General features: G+C 62.6%; 26 protein-coding genes. 9 read left to right on the plus strand and 17 right to left on the minus strand.

What is annotated here, in order from left to right; genetic code table 11:
• Positions 1–30: 30 nt before the first annotated feature.
• From A7X65_RS13505 to A7X65_RS13540, 8 genes are all read right to left on the minus strand, one after another.
• Positions 31–540 carry a DUF4411 family protein gene (locus A7X65_RS13505; RefSeq protein WP_063685478.1) on the minus strand — a complete coding sequence of 170 codons (510 nt, stop codon included), beginning with the start codon at positions 538–540 and terminating at the stop codon, positions 31–33.
• A gap of 3 nt (positions 541–543) precedes the next feature.
• Positions 544–1,746: an ImmA/IrrE family metallo-endopeptidase gene (locus A7X65_RS13510; RefSeq protein ID WP_063685480.1), complete on the minus strand. Its 1,203-nt coding sequence runs from the start codon at positions 1,744–1,746 to the stop codon at positions 544–546.
• 36 nt (positions 1,747–1,782) lie between these two features.
• Positions 1,783–2,124, minus strand: a complete 342-nt coding sequence (locus tag A7X65_RS13515) for a hypothetical protein (RefSeq protein WP_063685482.1) — start codon at positions 2,122–2,124, stop codon at positions 1,783–1,785.
• Between the two features lie 87 nt (positions 2,125–2,211).
• On the minus strand, positions 2,212–2,391 hold the full coding sequence (locus A7X65_RS13520) for a hypothetical protein (RefSeq protein WP_063687668.1): 180 nt from the start codon (positions 2,389–2,391) through the stop codon (positions 2,212–2,214).
• Between the two features lie 108 nt (positions 2,392–2,499).
• Complete coding sequence (locus A7X65_RS13525; protein WP_063685484.1) at positions 2,500–2,769, minus strand: hypothetical protein; 270 nt, start codon at positions 2,767–2,769, stop codon at positions 2,500–2,502.
• Entirely contained in the window at positions 2,766–3,203 is a 438-nt protein-coding gene (locus A7X65_RS13530) for a hypothetical protein (RefSeq protein WP_063685486.1), read from the minus strand. The genes A7X65_RS13525 and A7X65_RS13530 overlap by 4 nt, the downstream gene beginning before the upstream one ends.
• Complete coding sequence (locus A7X65_RS13535; protein ID WP_063685488.1) at positions 3,200–3,463, minus strand: hypothetical protein; 264 nt, start codon at positions 3,461–3,463, stop codon at positions 3,200–3,202. The genes A7X65_RS13530 and A7X65_RS13535 overlap by 4 nt, the downstream gene beginning before the upstream one ends.
• Positions 3,464–3,494: 31 nt before the next feature.
• On the minus strand, positions 3,495–4,241 hold the full coding sequence (locus A7X65_RS13540) for a helix-turn-helix transcriptional regulator (RefSeq protein WP_245323507.1): 747 nt from the start codon (positions 4,239–4,241) through the stop codon (positions 3,495–3,497).
• A 363-nt stretch (positions 4,242–4,604) separates the two neighbouring features.
• Here A7X65_RS13540 and A7X65_RS13545 point away from each other — a divergent pair, with 363 nt between their 5' ends.
• The 9 genes from A7X65_RS13545 (at position 4,605) to A7X65_RS13580 (ending at position 8,359) form a co-directional block, all read left to right on the plus strand.
• On the plus strand, positions 4,605–5,270 hold the full coding sequence (locus A7X65_RS13545) for a hypothetical protein (RefSeq protein ID WP_156527791.1): 666 nt from the start codon (positions 4,605–4,607) through the stop codon (positions 5,268–5,270).
• A 9-nt stretch (positions 5,271–5,279) separates the two neighbouring features.
• Entirely contained in the window at positions 5,280–6,026 is a 747-nt protein-coding gene (locus A7X65_RS13550; RefSeq protein ID WP_063685492.1) for a hypothetical protein, read from the plus strand.
• Positions 6,027–6,167: 141 nt separating this feature from the next.
• Positions 6,168–6,533 carry a helix-turn-helix domain-containing protein gene (locus tag A7X65_RS13555; protein WP_167358242.1) on the plus strand — a complete coding sequence of 122 codons (366 nt, stop codon included), beginning with the start codon at positions 6,168–6,170 and terminating at the stop codon, positions 6,531–6,533.
• Positions 6,534–6,545: 12 nt separating this feature from the next.
• The gene (locus A7X65_RS13560; RefSeq protein ID WP_156527792.1) at positions 6,546–6,836 is read left to right on the plus strand and encodes a hypothetical protein; all 291 of its coding nucleotides are present in this window, start codon (positions 6,546–6,548) and stop codon (positions 6,834–6,836) included.
• On the plus strand, positions 6,833–7,279 hold the full coding sequence (locus A7X65_RS13565; protein ID WP_063685496.1) for a hypothetical protein: 447 nt from the start codon (positions 6,833–6,835) through the stop codon (positions 7,277–7,279). The genes A7X65_RS13560 and A7X65_RS13565 overlap by 4 nt, the downstream gene beginning before the upstream one ends.
• The gene (locus A7X65_RS13570; RefSeq protein ID WP_063685498.1) at positions 7,276–7,605 is read left to right on the plus strand and encodes a hypothetical protein; all 330 of its coding nucleotides are present in this window, start codon (positions 7,276–7,278) and stop codon (positions 7,603–7,605) included. Before A7X65_RS13565 ends, A7X65_RS13570 begins: the two co-directional genes overlap by 4 nt.
• Positions 7,602–7,787: a hypothetical protein gene (locus A7X65_RS13575; RefSeq protein WP_063685500.1), complete on the plus strand. Its 186-nt coding sequence runs from the start codon at positions 7,602–7,604 to the stop codon at positions 7,785–7,787. Before A7X65_RS13570 ends, A7X65_RS13575 begins: the two co-directional genes overlap by 4 nt.
• Positions 7,777–7,947, plus strand: a complete 171-nt coding sequence (locus tag A7X65_RS41650) for a hypothetical protein (RefSeq protein WP_156527793.1) — start codon at positions 7,777–7,779, stop codon at positions 7,945–7,947. Before A7X65_RS13575 ends, A7X65_RS41650 begins: the two co-directional genes overlap by 11 nt.
• Complete coding sequence (locus tag A7X65_RS13580; protein WP_063685502.1) at positions 7,937–8,359, plus strand: hypothetical protein; 423 nt, start codon at positions 7,937–7,939, stop codon at positions 8,357–8,359. The genes A7X65_RS41650 and A7X65_RS13580 overlap by 11 nt, the downstream gene beginning before the upstream one ends.
• Positions 8,360–8,403: 44 nt before the next feature.
• On the opposite strand, the gene A7X65_RS43010 is transcribed toward A7X65_RS13580, so the two are convergent.
• From A7X65_RS43010 to A7X65_RS13625, 9 genes are all read right to left on the minus strand, one after another.
• Positions 8,404–8,880, minus strand: coding sequence for a hypothetical protein (locus A7X65_RS43010; protein WP_063685504.1), 477 nt, complete (start codon positions 8,878–8,880; stop codon positions 8,404–8,406).
• A 5-nt stretch (positions 8,881–8,885) separates the two neighbouring features.
• Positions 8,886–10,739 carry a collagen-like triple helix repeat-containing protein gene (locus A7X65_RS13590; protein WP_063685508.1) on the minus strand — a complete coding sequence of 618 codons (1,854 nt, stop codon included), beginning with the start codon at positions 10,737–10,739 and terminating at the stop codon, positions 8,886–8,888.
• Positions 10,736–11,101, minus strand: coding sequence for a hypothetical protein (locus tag A7X65_RS13595; protein ID WP_063685510.1), 366 nt, complete (start codon positions 11,099–11,101; stop codon positions 10,736–10,738). The genes A7X65_RS13590 and A7X65_RS13595 overlap by 4 nt, the downstream gene beginning before the upstream one ends.
• 4 nt (positions 11,102–11,105) lie before the next feature.
• A complete protein-coding gene (locus tag A7X65_RS13600) occupies positions 11,106–11,696 on the minus strand; it encodes a DUF4376 domain-containing protein (protein WP_063685512.1) in 591 nt (196 codons plus the stop codon).
• Positions 11,693–13,045 (minus strand): hypothetical protein, encoded by a 1,353-nt coding sequence (locus A7X65_RS13605; protein ID WP_156527794.1) that lies wholly within the window; start codon positions 13,043–13,045, stop codon positions 11,693–11,695. The genes A7X65_RS13600 and A7X65_RS13605 overlap by 4 nt, the downstream gene beginning before the upstream one ends.
• A gap of 68 nt (positions 13,046–13,113) precedes the next feature.
• Entirely contained in the window at positions 13,114–13,875 is a 762-nt protein-coding gene (locus A7X65_RS13610; protein WP_063685516.1) for a YmfQ family protein, read from the minus strand.
• A complete protein-coding gene (locus A7X65_RS13615; protein ID WP_082884929.1) occupies positions 13,868–14,983 on the minus strand; it encodes a baseplate J/gp47 family protein in 1,116 nt (371 codons plus the stop codon). Before A7X65_RS13615 ends, A7X65_RS13610 begins: the two co-directional genes overlap by 8 nt.
• 18 nt (positions 14,984–15,001) lie before the next feature.
• Positions 15,002–15,523, minus strand: coding sequence for a phage GP46 family protein (locus A7X65_RS13620; protein ID WP_063685520.1), 522 nt, complete (start codon positions 15,521–15,523; stop codon positions 15,002–15,004).
• 6 nt (positions 15,524–15,529) lie between these two features.
• Positions 15,530–16,339: a phage baseplate assembly protein domain-containing protein gene (locus A7X65_RS13625; RefSeq protein WP_063685522.1), complete on the minus strand. Its 810-nt coding sequence runs from the start codon at positions 16,337–16,339 to the stop codon at positions 15,530–15,532.
• Between the last annotated feature and the right edge of the window lies 1 nt (position 16,340).

A 16,340-nucleotide genomic window follows, 5' to 3' on the forward strand; every position in this document is an offset into this window, starting at 1 on the left:
CCCGTGGATTGTTCCCGTATCGGATCAGGGTCACACGCCTGCTGCGGCACGCCAAGACGTTGAGAAATCCAGAGCCCTGATCAACCCGAAGCTGTCCATCGGGCGAATGCCGAATTGATTGCAAACGTCGGGCACCTTCCGGTTGGCGCGCTGCTTGCTGGGCTTAGAGACTTCAGCGGTAACAACGATCCGCTGGTCGGGTGCCCCCAACGCGTGGGCGATGAGGAAGGGGTCTCGACCGATGATCTCGAGTTCCTGATCGTTTAGATCGGGCGCATATCCTTCGGCAGTCACGCGTCGGAGCAAGTCCATATCGACGTCTTCATCGAGCGTGAGCGCATCCGAGTGTTCTCGCTCTGAGATCCAGTCAGAAACGGCATCGGTGCCTTCTTTGATCTCCTCGATCATCTCGACGGGTAGTTTCAAGTTACCTTGCGCGGCTTGGTGCAGCAGCCAATCCCAAAACTCGGGCACGCGATCCAGCGGGTAGTAATCCCGGTTAGCTCTGATGAGTGTGTCGGCATCGAGCAGATATAACACGCGTCACCCCTGCGCCGCGTTGAAGCCGTCTCCGACAACTCCATAGACGTTGGATGCCTTGACGCCGAGAACCTTGCCCGCCTTGGTGGGAGAAAGCACTCGTTCCGCCAGCATGCGGCCGGTGAGGTTGACGAGAGCTTCGCCAAGTCGATGTCGTCGCACCACGTAGTAATTCGGGCCACCTTCGCGCTCCCGATTGCGCTCGCGTTCGCTTGCACGAGCAGCCTTCCATTGGCTTCGGAACAGCGCGGTGAGACGGCTCCACAGTTCGTGGTCGATGATGCCTTCTCGCAGAAGCTTGTAAGACACCATGGACCGGCTGATGTTTCGCTGTTCAGCGAAGTCGCCAATTCTCGCTACGACCGTCTCGAACCGTTCGCCTCGCAGGTTCAACGCCTGAAGTTCGCCGGAAGGAAGCAGGAAGCGGCCTGCAACGTCGTTGCAAAACTGCTCGACGGCGCTTTCGGCGAAGGCGCCGCTCACACCGGTCGCTCCCAACCAGATGTGGCAGAGTTCGTGAAGGAGGGTGAACGCCCACGCCGTTGTCGCATCTTGATCGTTGATCACGACAAAGGGCGCGACGTCGTCGGCCAGGGCAAAGCCACGGAAGGTCTCGACGTCGAGGCTCGTGTGATGGCTGCCGAGATTGCCGATCAACAGGACGTAGATGCCTGCCTGCTCGGCTTGGTCGCGCAGATAAGTGAACCCGCCCGGCTGCCGGTTGGTGCCCCGTCGATAGCGATCCAGATCGAGGTGGAGCGTTTCGACAATCGAGCGCAGAACGACTTCGGCACCTTGGCGCATCGTCATCGAGCCGACGAAGGGCAGCGGGACGGCTTCCTCTTCGTCTACTAAGGCCTCGCGGACTATCTGCTGCCGAGCACGGACGTCCCGGATAAGGGCATCGACCAAGGCGTCTTGAGCAATCGAGTGCTCGGGAGGGAGCGTTCGAAAGTCTTCGCCCCGCTCGGCCCGCCTCGGCGGCTCGGCCATGTAGAACGAAAGCAAAGGGCGGCGATATTGCTTAGCCATGCGGACGAGAAGGGGCCGGGTCGGCTCGCGTTCACCGGCCTCGTATTCAACCAGACGATCTGCCCCCGTCAAACCGCGCGCGTCGCCGAGGGCGAGCTTTGCAGCCGCCTCTTCCGTCGAGAGACCGGCGGTCTCTCGCGCCCATTTGAGGATTTCTGGGTTCACGCTCGGCATGGTCTCGACAATGACAGGTTTCGGGCCTCTTTGGGATCATAATCCGAGCATCGGTAACGAAAGCTGAAGTACTTTGCTTCCAGCATTGCGACCAATGAAGTCCTCCAGATGGACGGGAATTTCGCCCATGCATCGCTGGTGGAGTTCATCCGCGATGTCCTCGGAGGCGTCGCGCGACCAGCCTTCGCTGGTGTTGAAGCTGACGATCCGGACGGGGTTGGAATACTGCCCCTCCATAAGATGGCGCAGCAGGGTGTCGCGATCAGTATGCTCCTCGTCGGTCTCCGGCCAGGCTCGACCGAGGCGAGCACCGAAGTCATCGAGCACGAGATAGGTGTCCCGTTCGGAGCCAGGCACGATAGAGGGTGCGAAACGCATTACAATCTCTCCACGTACAGCCCACCGATCCAAGCGGGTCGCGTCGGAGGCGTCAAGATCGCTGATCGGGAGCACCGAAAAGGGGGGCTACAACGGCACCCACCCGTCCAGCAGCAGACCGTCCCAAGCGACGACTCCGTCATCGTGCTTGGAGGAAAACTCCCGGTAGCGCGGGGCCCAGTCAGGGTTCCAGTCGATGAACTCGTTATTGAGCCCGTCGTGCAGGCGACAGGGTTCATCGGGATTGAACGTTTCCATCGGGTTCATGTGCGCCCCCTCGGGGCGGGCTCGGTCACGGGAGGGACCCGCCTGCCGAGCCAGCCCTATATAGAGGCCAGCCGCAACCATGCAATTCGCGTCGCCTGCTGGTCGTTCCTACTTGCCGGTGAGCAAGTCCGCGCCCGGAGACAGCAGCCGCACATAGGTGCCGCTTTCGTGCAGTTCGAGCCAGCCCTGTTCGATGGCGCAGGCAAGGCCAGCGCCGAACTCAGGGCCGCTGGCTTTGAGCCTGAAGATGAAAGGCTCGTTGATCTTCTCGATGTGGATGCGGCCGTCTTGAACCGGCTGAGTGCTGGCGCACAGCTCGATCAGCTTGCGGGCGGCGGCTTGCGGGTCGGCGTAGGGTCGGCCCTCGACGTGCTTCATGCGCCGATGCCTCGGTGAACCGTATGGATGTGGGCTTCGCAGGCGACCGGGATAGGCTCGCCGCAGAAGCACTTTGACCAGCCATTTTCGTTTTGCGTCGGCATCCGGCAGTGCTCGGCCCACATGCGGTTCTTCCACGCGTGAAAGTCGCGGCTGCGCCGCCATGCCTCGAAGTTGTCCTCGTTGAGGGTCGACTCCAGCTCCCGCCAGGCATTCTCGAAAGCCGCGCGGGCCTCGTCGAACTTTGCGGCTGAGCCGCTGCGCTGCGCGCCCGGTTCCATGCCGGGATAGAAGCCGATACTCCAGCCCCACTGGTCGGCGCTTGTCGGAATTCCCGCGCGCACGCCAATGGTGCCGACGCGGACATCGCCGAAATAGATATGCCAAGTCTCTTGGTGCTCGTCGTCGCTGCGGCGTCGGGTCAAGGCGGTCATGGCGGTGTCCTAGCAGGCGGGCGGCTGCTTCCGCCACCCCCCAAAAGGGCCCTGGGCGGGGCCTCAACTTCCTCGCGCTGCATCTGGTGTACGACGGTGATCTGCCAGCCCTGCTTGGCGCAGTAGTCCCTCACCCGATCCCGCGACCATCGCCGCATGTAGCGGACGATGGGCGCCGCCTCGACCACCACATCGTCGAACAGGACGATCCCGGCAGTAAAATTGGGGCCGCGAATTTGCGCGAGGATTTCGCTGATCATCCGCCCTTTATAACTTCGGGCGCGGAGCCGGTCACGGCTGGATGATCCCGTCCTGGATCGCGATGGCCGCCGCCTGCGTCCGGCCTGCAGCGCCGAGTTTCTTGCAGCAGTGCGTGACGTGCGCGTTCACCGTCCGCTCAACGATGCCAAGTCGAGCGGCAATAGCTGCGCTGGTCAGTCCCGCCGCGACCAAGGTCAGCACCTCCACCTCGCGGTCCGTGAGGTTATGTTCTCGCGCGCCTCGCACGCCTTTGAGTCGAAGCAACCGTTCAAAGGCGTAGTGCGCCATCAAATGCAGCGCGGGCAGCTTGTACTCAGGCAGATCGAACTCGCGCCCGCCGAAAAAGACCTGGCCCAGCCTTCCCCCCGTCGAGGCGACCGGGACGACGACGCCATCGACCATGCCATGGTCTCTCGCAAGCCCCACGATCTCGGCAGCGCGGGGCTTCCGCACGGGATCAAACGGCGTGTCCTTGTACCACCGGAATGGCAGCACCGTCGTCTTGCAGTGGTGGAAGACGGGATCATCGTGCGTGTATCCCTTTTCGAGATAGGTCGGCACGTACCCGTCTGGCATCCGGTTCTCGATGGCCACTTCGTTATAGGTCTGCTTCGGACCGGGAAGGAAGCTGAGACAAAAGTGATCGATGCCGTGATGGTTGAGCACGGCACCCATCGCTCTCGTGACACTCGCGGCGTCCGTCAGCGGTTTGAGGTTGTAGATGAATTCAAATACTTGGCGGTCCATGAGCAGCCTGAAAGGTTCTTGAGCAGCCATCTGGAAGGCTGGATTTGTGTCTCAAAAATGGCTCGCACATTGATTTTCGTTAAGCCTGGCGAATTGCAGGCATCGCTTCCGAACAATCGCTGCTGGTCGCACGCCGCATTGTAATTTCTTACAACTTTACTCGGAGCGCAGGATCAATAAAAAAGCCCGCCCTTCGGATGACGAAGGGCGGGCAGTGTCGGCAAGGCGGACCCGACATCGCCATGTGCGGTGAGTCGGGCATGTGCATAGTCTTCCTCGCCGGTTCATATGTCCTAAAGGTTGTCGTTCGGGTTGGCCAGAGTCAACTCGGACGGCAACTCAAAAACACTCAACTCGCATTTCAACTTTAGCAGCGCGCGATGATCAGGAAATTTGTGCGATCAGATTTATTTCGCCACAATCGTCGTCGCATCATCGACACACAAGCAGCGGCATAAGCCGCGCGAAAATGTGCATAGATGGATACGGGCACCGATGAGACGCTGCGGTGACTGCTCGTTGTGCTGCAAGCTTTTGCCTGTGCCGCCCTTGCAAAAGGCTGCAGGCGAACGTTGTCGCTTTCACAAATTCCACAAGGGATGCGCCGTCTATCACACGGCGCGGATGCCGCCTGAGTGCGGCCTCTGGAATTGCCGCTGGCTGATCAATGACGACGCCGATGATCTATCGCGACCCGATAGGTCGCACTACGTGCTCGATCTTATGCCCGACTTCGTCACGGTCCGCGACGACGTGACGGGCGAAGCCCTGAACATCCAGGTCGTCCAGATATGGGTCGATCCGCAGCACCGCGATGCCCACCGCGATCCCGCCCTGCGCCGCTGGCTGATCCGCCGCGCCGAGAAGGGCATCGCCGCGCTGATCCGTTTCAACTCCAAGGAAGCTCTCGCGGTCTTCGCGCCGCCGTTCGACTCGGCTGGCCAATGGCGCGAGATCACCAGCGGCGTCTCTACGGGCCGCACCCACACTTTCACGGAAATCGCGACGGCGCTCGGTGGTCGAGCGTCGGCGACCATCGAGGCGCACGGCAAGGGATAGGTTGAGGGAATGGCGTACAGCAATGAACTGACCGAGATCGCGCTCAACGAACTGAAGCTCCATGGGGTGAAGGGGCAAACCCGAGACACCAATGGCGGCCACATCGAGATCGCCTGGCAGGTGGTGCCGGAAAAGGAGGTCCGCCGCGTCTTCGTCGCCAAGACAGCGAGCGACTGGCGGGCCCGCATGAACACCCGCGCCGAGGTCCGCAAGTTGCTGCGCGCCGACAACGTGACGCTGAAGGCCCAGAACCAAAGGCCGGAGAAACCCAAGCCGTTAACGAAGGCGCTGGAGCTGCCGCAACCCGACGCCGTCGTTCCGCTGCCGGACCAGATGAAGGCGCTGCGGGGAGAAGTCGCCGATCTGACCGAGCTGGTGCTGCGGCTCACCAAGATCGCGGCCGGGATGCGCGAGGTACTCACAACTCACGTTCCGAAGCCGCAACCTGCCGCCCCGGTGATGAAGCCGTCATCGCGCAGCATCAAGCTCGTCGAGTATCTGTCGCTCGACAGATGGATCGCGATCTCAGCCCTGGTGCGCGACACCGGGCTGACCCCGACGCAGATCAAATTGAAGCTGCATTACCTCAAGCAGCACGACCAGATCGACATTTACCGTGGCGAGGTCAGGCTGAAGCCAGCGGCGACCAAGCCGCTCGCGAAGAGGACGGCGAAGAAAGTCGCGAAGTCGAAGCCGCCCGTGCGGAGGAAGCGCGCTCATCAGCTAGGAGCGCTGCCTGCCGAGCACGCTGCGTGAGCGATGACCCAGGGGCGACAACAGAGGAGAATTTCAAGGACAAGCGGACAAGTTGGAGCATCAGAACAAACAATAAAAACTGGGCATGGGAATTAAAGGAGCGCAGACATGCGCCGTAGACAAAAGGTATCACCGCGAGCGGTGAACGACAAAGACCGGCAGACCGGCATGAACATCCGGTCGCGGAGGCTGGAGCTGCACATCAGCCAGGCCGAGCTGGGGGCCGCGCTGGGCATCACCTTCCAGCAAATCCAGAAATACGAGAAGGGCGTGAACCGTGTCGCGTCGACGCGGCTGAACGAGATCGCTGCTTTCCTCAAGACCACGATGGCGGCGCTGGCGGGCGAGGACCGCTCAAGGGGCGAGCCGCAGGACAGTTTGGTTAGTGAGTTTGTATCGAGCAAGGACGGCATCGATCTGATCGAGGCCTGGTCGAGGGTTGAAAGCCACCAGGTACGGCGCAGCATCATCTCGCTGACCCGCTCGCTCGCCGCCGAGGGGCACTAAGAGGAGAGTTCGATGTCTGACGACGATCCGGAAGTGCATTCCCCGCCGAACGAATTGAGGCGGATCGACGAGGTGTGGGCCTTCATCTCCAGTGACGAGACCGGTGAAGGCCTCTGCGCTGGGCCCCTGATGGGGCCCGGCACGCTTATCCCGCTGGTCGCGGCCGACGAGGTGCGGCTCCAGAGCTTGCTGCCCTGGGCGCGCTGGATCGCGCAGGCGAGCGGCAAGCCGGTCAAGCTGGTCAAACTGACCCACAGGGAAGAGGTCATGGAAATCAGCCCGGATGGAGGGCCGATGCAATGAGTGGCGTTCTGATCATCGGCGACAATGAGAAGGCCGCCATCGCCACGGCGATCCGGTCCGCGCTGGCCAAGCCGATGCCCTGGGACAAGATGCGGCAGGTCATCGTGGACGACAGGGACGGTCCGACCAATACGCTGAAGCTCGACGAGCGGCCGGACCCTGACCGCATCGACGCGCTCCGTAGGGAATATCCGACATATCCCGTGCAGCTCGGGTCCTACGTCGCCGCGATCTCATTCGAGGAGCAGCCCTCCGGACTGTTCCGGCATCTTTCAATCTCCTCGCGCGTTCCCGGCAAGGTCCCGAACGAGCACGCCGCCAAGATGGTGCTGGAGGCGTTCGGCTTCTCTGGTTATCCGCCGAGCCGCCCCTATCGCGTCTGGGTCGAGGAGTACGAGCCCGGTCGCGTTGCCATCAACTTCGTGGAGCTGGAACCTTCATGACCGAGCACACGAAGGACAAGCTGGCTGCCGTGCTGCGCGGGGTCGGGCTGCACGAGATGGCCGACCGCGCGGCGACCGGCTATTATCACGACTTCCTTTCCCCGCTCGATCTCCCCGAGATGCAGCTGGAAAAGGACCTTCGCGTAGCAGCACAGGTCGCGCAGTCATTCAACGACCAGAAGCGGGCCCAGGCCATCGAGGCCGTTCGGAAGCGTCACATCAACGGGGACTTCGACGCGAGCCCGGAAGAGAGCGACGCCTGGGCCCAGAGCGAGGAAGGACAGGATGCGTTTCGGCGGCTGATCGAACCGAGGTCGAAGAAATGACCAGCAAGGACGAGATCATCGAGCTGGCAGCCCGCATCATCGATGTGAACGCCTTCACGCGCTATCAGACCCAGGAGGGCATGATCAAGCGGCAGCAGATCGCCAGGCGCAAGGCTACCGAAATCCTCGCCATGCTGTGCCCAGCGGCAACCGACAAGCAGGAGGGCGCGAATGAGCGGTGACGACCGCAAGCCCGAAGACCGGCTGTTGGCCCTGCTGGACAGCGGGCTTGCAGCCTATCGCCACGGCAGGACCGACGATGCGTTGCTGCTGCTGCAGGAGGCGCTGAAGACGGCGCGGGCCCTGGAGCCACGGCAGCGGGAGGACCGCGATGCCGGATGATGACGACAACATCATTCGTTTCCCGACCTTCGTCCGCGTCGAGGGCGAGCAGCTCCCCGCCGCGTTCGAACCTATCCGCTGCTATGTGCTGGTCAACCGGGTGGCCGCGAAGGTGCCGCTCAACGACTGGGCCAGCGCATCAGCCGGGCGACACTCGACGTTCAAACTGACCGGGCTCGATCCCTGGCGCGTCGCTGAAACCTTCGTCGGCTCCGTGCACATCAGCACCGTTTTTCTGGGGATCGATCATCGGCATTTCGGCGACGGGCCGCCGCTGCTGTTCGAGACGATGATCTTCGGCGGCTCGCTGGAAGGTTTCCAGAACCGCTGTTCAACCTGGGATGAGGCCGAGGCGATGCATGCCGAAGCGCTCGACCAGGTCCGCCGTGGGCACCTGCGGGTGGTCAAATAAAAAAGGCCCCGCCGAAGCGGGGCCAAGGTCGGGAGTGTCGGTCCTCACATGGGCGTCGGCGCCCTGAAAATTTGAAAGTCGATGCTCTTCGGATCGTGCGCCGCGCCGCCGCCGCCAGTGTAGGTATTGATGGTGAAGCCCGCCGCCGTCCGCCCATCGGCCAATTCGGCGACCGAGTCGCTGGTAATCATCGCCGTGTAGTTCGCGTCGGGAAGCGCGTTGATGAAAGTGAAGGCGAACACGCCTTTGCCGGTGTAGGTCGCGGTCGCGATGTTGAACGGCTGACCCGCGAGCGATATGGCGCTGCTCTTGATGGTCGCATGCGCGGACGCGACAATGACCGGAGCGACCATGCCGGGTTGCGGCTCCGGTGGCGGCACGTAGGGGTCGGGCACACCACCATCGGCCAGCCATTGCTGATAGGCCTGCCAGTCGCGATTGCCGTCATCGTTGGGGATGTACGCGCCATCGGCGGTGCGGATCACCATCTGATCGGTTTCGGTCAGGCGATACTCAGCCATTTGCCTCACCTCGCAATCGCTTTGATGGTCCCGCTGAACTGCATGTCGTCACCGGAGGTGTCTGTATTATTCCACGAGGCGTACCAACCGGTGGTGCCATACAAGCCGATCCCAGTGTTGACGGTCCTGTTCTGAAATGGATTTAGCAGCGAGATCGTCGGAGCGACGCGCTTGGTGGTCCTCCATTGACCCGGATATTGATAATTGCGATTGGCCTGCGGGCTGCCTATGACCGAGAAGGCGAAGGTGCACAGCTCCAAATATCGCTCACACACCTCCAACTCCCTGATGTACTCAGGCACCGTAAATGGCGGCGCGACATTGCCTTCGGTCAAGCTGGTCTCGAACAGTTCGAAGACGTTGTTAGCGGTGTCGAGGAAATTGTGTTGATTGGAAGTCGCGAGCGCGCTGCCAGCCAGCCACTGGTTCTTGTTGGCCGGAGCGATCTGATACGAGGTCCCGCACGACAGCATCCAGAATACGTAGAACGTCATCGTGGTGTCGGTCTTCCAGTTGGTCGCGCTGACCAAGGTATCCAACTGGAGCGTGACGCTGACCCGCACGTCGGTATTGGCCTGACCGGCAGCGATGACGTACTCCGCAATGTAGGTGCGCGTGCTCTGGTCATTGCGAATGCAAACGCAGTAGGTCCCTGCGGGCTCGCGCACACCAAAGGCCAGCGTGACCGTCTTGGCGTTCGCCTTGCCCGAGTTGAGGTCCCTGACCCTGTTGCCCTCCAAGATTTGGCAAACGTAGGCCACGTCTCCCGCCGCAGGGCTGGCCGAGGCCGTAACGACGGCGCGCAGGCGCGGCGTACCGGAAGGCGTGTCATTGGTGGTTGATTGGACCGTCGAGATGGTGGCGCCCGCTGGGGTGCTGGCCACGATCCATTGGTCCAACGGGACAGACGAACCGGCTGTGACGTTCTGCGCAGTGGTGCCCCATTCCTGCGCGATCTGCATCGCAGGATTGACGAAGTAGTTCTTCTTGGTCAGCCCGAGGTTCGCCAGTCCTTGCGCGAGCTGCGGCGCGGTGAGGACCTGCGCCGCATCAAAGCGCAGGAACGTCAGCGCGGCATCAACCCACGCCGAGTTGCGCCGCGTGTAGTAACCACCATCGGTCGGCGCTTCAGGCAACGCGCCAGGCGGACCCTTGAGATTGCCGACCGGCGAGCCCCACGCGCTGCCGCTGTAGGTGTAGACGTCACCGTTGGTGGTGTTGAGATAGTTGTCGTTCGCCAGCGCGCCCGCGATCACGCCCGGTGCGCCCGCGCCCTCGTACCACAGAGAGCCGCGCGTGCCGGTTGGCCCCGGAATGCCCTGATTGCCCTGAATGCCTTGGTTGCCCTGCGGACCTTGCGGACCGATCAGCGACGTTCCGGCTGGCCAGGCACCCGACGCCTTCGGCCCGTACATGAAATGCGTGCTGGTATCGATGTAGAAGTCGCCATCGATGCCAACGCCTGCACCTGGCGCACCGACGCCATAGAGCACGCTGTTGCCGCGCGGCCCTTGCGCTCCTTGCGGACCGACCAATGACACACCGGCTGGCCAGACGTTGAACGCCTTCGGGCCGAAGATGACGTTGGTCGCGGTGTTGATCCAGAAGTCGCCGTTCTTGCCGTCGCTCGCGACCGGATCGCGCGACCCGTACAGGATCGTATTGCCGTCTACGCCGGGCGGTCCGATTGGCCCCGGCACGGTCGATGGCGGACCCATCGGACCTTGCGGACCGGGCGGTCCCTGCTCTGGTACGTCGATGGTCTCGACCGAGCGATCCAGCAAAACCTGCACGTCTTCGCTCGGCTCGGCTGAGATCATCACGTCATAGTCGGTCGAGACGACGACATCATAGCTCATGTGTTGTTGCCCCGGCTCGGGCCAGCGTTGACGGTCAGCGACCCCGACCAGATGCGCAGTTGCAGGCCCGTGGCGGTGCTCCGGATCAGCGAATGCTCGTAATCGCCCAGCGGCAGCTCCAGCAGCTGCGCGTGCGTGATCCAGAGCGTGAACTTGCCGTTTGGCGCGTCGGTGATCGAGAGGCCGCCGTTCTCGGTGGTGAGCAGCATCTCCTCGGTGACATCCTCGGCGCGGTGGCGGATGCCCATCCGCATGGTGTTGCCGGTCAGATCAATCGGCACTGGCGGCGTGTCGGCGGTCTCATAGACGAAGCCGCGAATGAAGTCGGCGTCGTTCCAGCAAGTGATGTTGCAGATGGCCATGGGCTCACTTCTTCGACGAAGGAGACTTCTGCTTAGGTGCCGGTCGCGGCTTCGCCGCCGCGAACACATCGTCGATCTGCTTGCGCGAAAGCTTCTTGCCGCTTCTGAGCTGCCCGACGATGTCGGTATAGGCGACAAAGCACGCATCGATGTGGCGCTGCAGATCGCCGACCTGCTCGATCATTTGCGCGTTAGTCAGCGGATAGAAATTGCCATCTGCGCCGACCCAGGTGGTGGTGAGCTGACTGTCGCTGCTCGCGGCAAGCCCTGCGCCGATGATCATCGTCTTGGAACGATCGTTCGTCTCAAGCGGCACGCCTGCGCTTGACGTGATGCCGCCGGTCTCGACGAGCCAGCGCCGGTTCGCAGCGTAGTATTCCTCGTTGACGAAAATCGTCTCGTAGGGATCGACCACCGCCTGCAGCGCGGCGTCGGTCTGCCCGCCGGCATCATCGCGCGGCCAATCCGTTGGGTATTGCACTTCCTTGAAGGCCAGAAACTCCGCATCGTTCTCGTCGACGATCTGCTGCCGAGCGCTTGCGAACACGCGACCATCCCCGGCGCGCCAATACCAGTCGTTCGGATCATAGATCATATGTATTGGCCTCCCGATGACTGCGTGCCTGCGATGTTGCCGGGCAAATAGGCCGCACCGGCACCGCCCGTGTTGATGACGCCATTCGTCACCACGTTGTAGCGCTTGCCGGTGCAAGCTGCCGCGTTGGCAATGCCGCCCGTGAACCCAAGCGAGCACACGCCGACATCGGACGCCTGTATGAAGGCAAGACCGAAGTTCATAGGCGTGTTGATCATCTGGAATTGCGGCGGGGTGGACATGTTGACAATATCGAGGCGACCGGCACCGAAGATGCTCAACCAGCACGCGGGAGCGTAGGTGTTGCCGAGTGGCGGACCGTCGACCCGGAAGATATCCGCAGTTGCGCCATTCAGACGACAGATGCCGCCGTTGTAGACGGTCAGATGCGTGCCGTTGGTCGGCCCCCACGTGATGTTGTCCATGATGAGCTGGGACGACGCAGGGATCGCGATGCCACCGCCATAAGTGCCGAGATTGCCGACGCAGCGGAAGCCGCTAAGAATGTTGTTCGCACCCTGGGCGACGAAGCAAGCTTGCGCGACCGCATTGTCTCCGCAGGACACAAGGCAATTTTGAGGGTTCGCTTTGTTGCCTTGCCACAGGATGCTGCCCTGACCGGCCGCAGCTGGCAGCACGCACATTGAATAGTTGTTCGCGTCGGCGACATGGACGGTGACGTTGAAGCCGTTCAGATTGAACTTCGAGATCGCGTTCGACGCGCGCTGCAGCGTCTTGAACGGTCCTTTCGGCGCGGTGCCGACCGCAGCTTGCGATCCGTCAAACGTGTCGTTGCCGGTGTTGCCGTTGACATAATAATCAACGGGAGCGGTGAGATAGATCGGGCCGCCCGATGCGCCGGCTGAAATGCCGGTCAGCACCCAATTCGCACCGTCGAAAACGAACGTCGCGATCTGGCCGGTGATCAGATCGTACTGCTGCAGGTTGGTGCCGTCTGGCCGAACGATGTGCGCTGGCGGGAGCGTGTTGCAGGCCAGCGTCGAGTCGCCCGCATTTGGATGGGCGATCTTGAGACGGACGACCATGCCTGCGTAGTAGCCGTCCGGCGCTGGTGCAAGCTGCGCAGCATAGGCGTTCGAGGTGCCAAAATCCGTCGAGTAGTTCAGGCGCGACGACTGGATCGCCTTGGCTAGCTGCTGCAGATCGGAGTTGCTCGCCGCCGCGATATTCACTTCGCGGATCAGGTTGACGATCTCGCGCTGCGGAAACTCGATAGAGGCAGCTGGCGGGATCGAGCCTTGCTGTCCGGTCGCGGGGTTGCCGTTGATGTACGGCGTGTCGCCCCACGTTGACTCGGGCGGCATTCCATATGGCTGGTTGTACTGCATGCACGCGTCCTCTCGCGGCGTCCCGCGCGAGCGGGAAACCGGGCTTCAGATCTGAAAGGCGTGGATCGCTAGGGCGTCCCTTCCATCGGGTCGCCGGGATGAAGGTTGGTGTAGTCGTAGACAATCTCGGTGTGCGCTGGCTTCCAGCGCGCGAGGATGCACTCAAGGTCCTGCGCGTGACCGATGCGAAGGTGGGGATCGATGCCGCACTGGCCGGATGCGCTCCTGAACCATTGCAGGTCGGCCTGGTGCACATGCACCGTCCAGTAGTAGCGGTTCTCGGGTGGCCCCAAGCCGTAGTTCGGCCACTCGCTCAGCTCGCCATCGGCGACGGGCTCGCCGTTGGGGTCCATGATCGGGCGGCCCCACTGGTCCTGCATGAAGGTGCCATCGCCATAGACGCGATCATCGCCGCAGCAATCGATGCCGACCATGAATGGCCGATACTCGGTGATGGTGATCGTGTAGCCGAGGAAGGCGGCGAAGCTGATGTAGAACTCGCGGGACTGCGAGCCGTACAGCGTCATCCGGGCGACGAGCGCGTTCTGCCGCTCGGCTATCGTCTGCGGCGCGGAGTAGCAGGGATCGGGCAGACCCCAATTGCGCTCCCAATCCGGCAACAGCTCGACCGTCTTGCGCGGATCGCTCTCGGTCTCCAGGAGATCGGCAGCGCGCCCGTCGACGTAGCCCCAGTAATTGTTCAGGCCATCGCAGGCCTGCCGGAGCACGCTGTCGATGGAATGCTTCGGCCAGGCCTGGCCCTGCGGCAGCAGCTCCAGGAAGGCGTCGCGATAGTCGCTGCCCGCCCTGCGGATGTGCCGGTCACTCATAAAGAATGGTCCCGAGCACCGCCATGCTGCCGATGTTGGGCATGACGAAGTCGTTATTGGTGACGAGATCGAACGAGATCACGCTCGGGGCCTGCATGATCGCTGCGCTGATCCAGGCCGAATAGATCGTCTGGCCAGGCGCGGCCATCCGGAACATCATGTCCTTGAGCTGCACCTCGATCTCGGCCTTGCACTCGTCGGTGTTCGGGTTGAGGTCCGCTATCGTCAGGTCGACGAAAGACTTGATCGGCGCCGCGACGAAGCAATCCTTCACGGTGACGGGCCGCATTTTGTCGATATAGGCCCCGACCGCAGCAACATCGGGCGGCAGCGGGAAGCCGTCATTGTCGGCGCGCAGATCGTCCATCATGAAGCGCACCGTCATGGTGCCGATGCCTTGCTCGACGTTGGCCCAGGCCCGCGTGACGCCTGGGACCGCCAAGGCCCACGAGACATAGTCGGCTTGCGCGCCGCCCATCGGGGGGTTGCGGATGCGCTGCAAGATGCGAGCGCGCAGCTCGTCGTCGGTCTCGGTGTCCGTCCCGCCCGTCAAACTGTAGGCGAACGCCGTGCTGCTGACTCCAGGGATGGTCGGCAGCATCGAGAGCCCCGAGCCGTCCGGCAGATTGCCGAAGGACCCCGCATCGACCGCGCGGATGTTGCCGGTCGCTGGCGCGCTCGCCGATGTCGTGATGTCCTCCAGCGTCTCGAAGGTCACCACCGAATTCGGCGAGCTGAAGTCAACGGGCAAGCCGACCGCGCTCTGCAACTGCGTCCCGGTCGGGATCACCGTGCCATCGACCAGGCCCTGGAATTCTGCCGTGCCGGTCGAGAGCGTCGCCATCTTGCGGCCGGTCGAGCCGTCGGCGTTGACCAGCCAGATTTGGCCGTGCCTATCGAGCCACTCGGTCTCGGCGGTGTCTGGCAAGAGCTGCAGCGACAGCCAGTCGACATATTGCAGCGTCAGATGACAGAGAGCGCCCTGGTTGTCCGAGAGAACCCGCAGCACGCTGTTCGGCACGTTGGCGTCCGCGCCCGGCAAAGAAGCGTTGACCGCATCGCGCACGAGTTCGCGCACCGCGCGCAATGTCGGCGTTGACCATGGCATGTCGCTGTTTCGCTGCTGTTAGGAGGATTGCATGGCGTCCCAGAGGACGGCGTAGCGAAGCTCGATTTCTGGAAGGGGCCCGCGATAGATGCGCAGCAGGGCATCGATCCGCTGCGGGTCAACTCGCGTCACCCACACATCGAAGCCCGAGCAAATCTTGCGGTCGACGAAAGGCTGTATCGCTGCGGCGATGTAATTCTCGACCATCACCAGCGTCGAACCTTGCCGCGCCTGGGCCGGGGTGATCTTGGAGCGACGCAGCAGCCACAGCTTGGAGCCGATGTCCCAGCCGCCCCAGATCGCCTGGGCGTCCATATCGCCCCACCAGCCCATCCGGTCATTGGAGTCCGGGTCGGGCATGATGTCGTTCGGGCCCGCGAGTGCGTTGGTGCCGAGCGCGACGATGATCGCGGTGGCAAGCGCCTGGGTGTCGTCGAGCGTGCCATCCGGCAGCAGCGACCAGTCGACCGTGACGGAATACTGCGGAAAAACGTTGTTCTGGACCAGCCGGATGTCAGGGACGTTATAGCCCGCTGGCATCGTGCTTCACCCGATCTTGCCGAGGCTGTTGACGCACGGGCCCGATAGCGTGACCAGGTAATCGAACGATGCTTTGCCTGCCTCCGCGCCGACGTAGACCTTCTTGTCGGTGTGGCAGTGCAGGTACGTGTTGCCATCGGCCAGCGCGAGATGGCACTGGTTGCCGCCCATTCGCGTCTTGTCCTTGGTGACCTCGACAAACAGCGGCGATTTCTGGCCGTCCTTGTAGAGCGATTGCTGGCCGCGCTTCTGCTGCTGGCCGCCTTGCTGACCAGAGCCACCGCCCGAACTGCCGCCCGCATCGCGCGTCGCCGCCTGGCCGCCCGCCGAGCTGCCGCCCGATGAGCCGCCGCCCTGGTCCATCGTCGAGTTGCTCTCGCTGTCCTGCTGGACCAGGTGCATGCGCACGGTCTTGTCCTGCGGCGCGGTCCAGAAGCCTCCGTCCTTCGTCAGGTGGAATTGCTGCTTGTCGCCGCGCCCGCGAAACATCGCGGTGTCGCCTTTATCCAGCTTAAAGAGCCGGTGGCGGCGATCATCCATCATTGCGATGGGGAACGAGCGGCTGCCGCCCATGAAGCTGGTGAAATGCTCTGCGGCCGACTTGATCTTGCCCTGGGCGTCCTTCTCGGCGTCGAACACCACCGACGTGAAGCCGTAGTTCTGGGGAGCCTCGCATCCCTTGCGCGACTCGTTGTGCATGAAGTTGCCAGCCATCTCCTGCAGAAACTTGCTGTCATCGACCTGATCGACGACGCCGCGTGCGCCGCCAGCGGAGTAGCTCCGCAGGGAGCTGTTGAGCGGTGTGGCCCGATGCATT

This window comes from Bradyrhizobium stylosanthis (assembly GCF_001641335.1).
In the GTDB taxonomy this organism is placed as follows: domain Bacteria; phylum Pseudomonadota; class Alphaproteobacteria; order Rhizobiales; family Xanthobacteraceae; genus Bradyrhizobium; species Bradyrhizobium stylosanthis.

What these genes read in the sequence shown, in the direction of transcription:
- A7X65_RS13510 (WP_063685480.1), bottom strand. Translation starts at nt 1,746, where the DNA reads ATGCCGAGCGTGAACCCAGAAATCCTCAAATGGGCGCGAGAGACCGCC.
- A7X65_RS13515 (WP_063685482.1), bottom strand. Translation starts at nt 2,124, where the DNA reads ATGCGTTTCGCACCCTCTATCGTGCCTGGCTCCGAACGGGACACCTAT.
- A7X65_RS13520 (WP_063687668.1), bottom strand. Translation starts at nt 2,391, where the DNA reads ATGAACCCGATGGAAACGTTCAATCCCGATGAACCCTGTCGCCTGCAC.
- A7X65_RS13525 (WP_063685484.1), bottom strand. Translation starts at nt 2,769, where the DNA reads ATGAAGCACGTCGAGGGCCGACCCTACGCCGACCCGCAAGCCGCCGCC.
- A7X65_RS13530 (WP_063685486.1), bottom strand. Translation starts at nt 3,203, where the DNA reads ATGACCGCCTTGACCCGACGCCGCAGCGACGACGAGCACCAAGAGACT.
- A7X65_RS13535 (WP_063685488.1), bottom strand. Translation starts at nt 3,463, where the DNA reads ATGATCAGCGAAATCCTCGCGCAAATTCGCGGCCCCAATTTTACTGCC.
- A7X65_RS13540 (WP_245323507.1), bottom strand. Translation starts at nt 4,241, where the DNA reads ATGGCTGCTCAAGAACCTTTCAGGCTGCTCATGGACCGCCAAGTATTT.
- A7X65_RS13550 (WP_063685492.1), top strand. Translation starts at nt 5,280, where the DNA reads ATGGCGTACAGCAATGAACTGACCGAGATCGCGCTCAACGAACTGAAG.
- A7X65_RS13560 (WP_156527792.1), top strand. Translation starts at nt 6,546, where the DNA reads ATGTCTGACGACGATCCGGAAGTGCATTCCCCGCCGAACGAATTGAGG.
- A7X65_RS13565 (WP_063685496.1), top strand. Translation starts at nt 6,833, where the DNA reads ATGAGTGGCGTTCTGATCATCGGCGACAATGAGAAGGCCGCCATCGCC.
- A7X65_RS13570 (WP_063685498.1), top strand. Translation starts at nt 7,276, where the DNA reads ATGACCGAGCACACGAAGGACAAGCTGGCTGCCGTGCTGCGCGGGGTC.
- A7X65_RS13575 (WP_063685500.1), top strand. Translation starts at nt 7,602, where the DNA reads ATGACCAGCAAGGACGAGATCATCGAGCTGGCAGCCCGCATCATCGAT.
- A7X65_RS41650 (WP_156527793.1), top strand. Translation starts at nt 7,777, where the DNA reads ATGAGCGGTGACGACCGCAAGCCCGAAGACCGGCTGTTGGCCCTGCTG.
- A7X65_RS13580 (WP_063685502.1), top strand. Translation starts at nt 7,937, where the DNA reads ATGCCGGATGATGACGACAACATCATTCGTTTCCCGACCTTCGTCCGC.
- A7X65_RS43010 (WP_063685504.1), bottom strand. Translation starts at nt 8,880, where the DNA reads ATGGCTGAGTATCGCCTGACCGAAACCGATCAGATGGTGATCCGCACC.
- A7X65_RS13590 (WP_063685508.1), bottom strand. Translation starts at nt 10,739, where the DNA reads ATGAGCTATGATGTCGTCGTCTCGACCGACTATGACGTGATGATCTCA.
- A7X65_RS13595 (WP_063685510.1), bottom strand. Translation starts at nt 11,101, where the DNA reads ATGGCCATCTGCAACATCACTTGCTGGAACGACGCCGACTTCATTCGC.
- A7X65_RS13600 (WP_063685512.1), bottom strand. Translation starts at nt 11,696, where the DNA reads ATGATCTATGATCCGAACGACTGGTATTGGCGCGCCGGGGATGGTCGC.
- A7X65_RS13605 (WP_156527794.1), bottom strand. Translation starts at nt 13,045, where the DNA reads ATGCAGTACAACCAGCCATATGGAATGCCGCCCGAGTCAACGTGGGGC.
- A7X65_RS13610 (WP_063685516.1), bottom strand. Translation starts at nt 13,875, where the DNA reads ATGAGTGACCGGCACATCCGCAGGGCGGGCAGCGACTATCGCGACGCC.
- A7X65_RS13615 (WP_082884929.1), bottom strand. Translation starts at nt 14,983, where the DNA reads ATGCCATGGTCAACGCCGACATTGCGCGCGGTGCGCGAACTCGTGCGC.
- A7X65_RS13620 (WP_063685520.1), bottom strand. Translation starts at nt 15,523, where the DNA reads ATGCCAGCGGGCTATAACGTCCCTGACATCCGGCTGGTCCAGAACAAC.
- A7X65_RS13625 (WP_063685522.1), bottom strand. Translation starts at nt 16,339, where the DNA reads ATGCATCGGGCCACACCGCTCAACAGCTCCCTGCGGAGCTACTCCGCT.